This is a genomic window from Streptomyces sp. NPDC037288, assembly GCF_055603265.1.
On the sequence record NZ_JBVJVY010000191.1, the window covers coordinates 1 to 2,135 of the forward strand.

The 2,135-nt window shown below is 66.8% G+C and carries 1 protein-coding gene; it reads left to right on the forward strand.

The window, feature by feature from the left end:
- Positions 1-2,135, forward strand: a 2,135-nt coding sequence (locus ACZ7GZ_RS43140) for a peptidoglycan DD-metalloendopeptidase family protein (RefSeq protein ID WP_471033311.1), incomplete at both ends; no start/stop codon positions are given.

Here is a 2,135-nt window from a genome sequence, read left to right on the forward strand (position 1 = left end):
GACGGCATCGTCGGCCGATTCCAGGATCTCAAGGACGGCGCCGCAGCGATCTGGAAGGCGTTCTGGGACAACGTCAAATCGATCGCGTCCGGCGCGTGGAAGCTGGTCCGGGAAGGCTTCGACAAGTTCGGTGACGGACTGACAGGCGCGTTCAAGTCCGTCCGTGACGGCATCGGTGACGCCTGGTCAGGACTGAAGAGGCTGGCCGCAGCCCCCATCCGGTTCTTTATTGACACGGTGTATAATAAAGGCTTGGTTTCCGTCTGGAATGCCACAGCTGGCAAGATTCCGGGCATCCCGGACATGAAGCCGATGTCTATCCCGAAGGGCTTCGCCCGAGGCGGCATCCTGCCCGGCTGGTCCACGTTCAGGGATGGCGACGACCAGCTTGTCCCCATGCGCCGCGGCGAGGGCGTCTACGTCTCCGAGGTGATGCGGGACCCGTACGAGCGTCAGCGCCTGTACGCCATGAACCAGGCAGCGATACGCGGCCAGCATCCTGCGGTCGCCCGCGCCCAGTACGGATTCAGCGAGGGCGGCATCCTCGGCACCCTGGGCAGCATCGGATCCGGCATCGCCGACACCGTGGGCGGCGTCCTGAAGAAGGGCGAGAACGCGGTACGCGGCGGCCTCGCCGACCTGGCCGAGAAGGCGTTCAAGCCGATCAAGTCCGGCATCAACAAGGTCCTGGGTACCAACACCAACACGTGGCCGGGAGCGGTCGCGCACGCCCCGCTGAACTTCATCGACAAGGCCATCGACTACATCCGCGGCAAGGACATCCCCGACGCGTCCGGGCAGTGGATCAAACCAGTCAACGTGCCGTTCGGAACGAAGTTCGGGGTCCGCGGCTCCATGTGGTCAAGTGGCCGGCACACCGGCCTGGACTTCCCCGCCGCTATCGGAACCAAGGTCGTCGCGGTCGACAATGGCACCGTCGAATCCGCCATCAACGGCGGCCCCTACGGGCAGCACGTCCTCATCTCCCACGGCGGCGGCCTGGAGTCGCTGTACGCGCACATGTCCGCGATCGCCGCCAAGGTCGGTGCTGGGATCAAGCAGGGTGCCCGGGTCGGCAGTGTGGGCGCCACCGGTAACGTCACCGGCCCCCACCTTCACCTGGAGGCCCGCCTGCACGGCAAGTCCGTCGACCCGATGCCGTACATCGTTGGCGACGGCAGCGGAGGCGGTGACGGCGGCTCCGGCGTGCAGCGCTGGCGCGGCGTCGTCCAGCAGGCCCTCGGCCAGGTCCACCAGTCCCTCAGCCTCGTCAACACGACACTGCGCCGCATGAACCAGGAGTCCAGCGGCAACCCCCGCATCGTCAACACGACGGACTCCAACTGGAAGGCCGGCCATCCCAGCGTCGGCCTGATGCAGGTCATCGACTCCACATTCCGCGCCTACGCCGGCCCCTACCGCAACACCGGCCCGTTCCTGTACGGCGTCTCCGTCGACCCGCTCGCCAACATCTACGCGAGCATGCGCTACGCCCTTGCCCGGTACGGCAGCCTCTCCGCGGCGTACAACCGGCCCGGCGGCTACGCCCAAGGCGGCATCCTCGGCGGTGGGGTCCGGATCGGCCGGGGTCTGCCCCGCGGCTACGCTTCCGGCGGCGTCATCAAGGTCGGCGGCAAGAAGGTCGACACCGGTCCGATCGCCGCAAGCGTGGGCGGGGACTTCCTCAAGCAGCTGACCGCTACTGCGGCTCAGATCGATGCTGCTATGTCGAAGGTTGCCACCGCGATCAAGAACGCTTTCAAGGGCGTGAAGACCACCCTGGACAACAGGCTGCTCGCCAGCATCAAGGCACAGACGCAGAAACTGGACGTCTTGGCGAAGCAGCGGGACGCCATCGCCGCGAAGATCACAGCGGCGAACCAGCTGGCAGCGGACTCCACCAACCAGGCCAACCAGTTTGCGCAGATGACATCCCTCCCGAACGGCGGGAACACCTTCGACGCCGGCGGCATCCTCTCCGGCCTCACCGTCCGTCTGAACCAGATCAAGGCCTTCGGGAAGAACATCCAGACCCTCGCCAAGCGCGGCCTGTCCAAGGCGCTGCTGCAGCAGCTCATCAGCGCGGGCCCGGACCAGGGCGCCGCCTACGCGAAGGCCCTGGTGGACGCCACGCC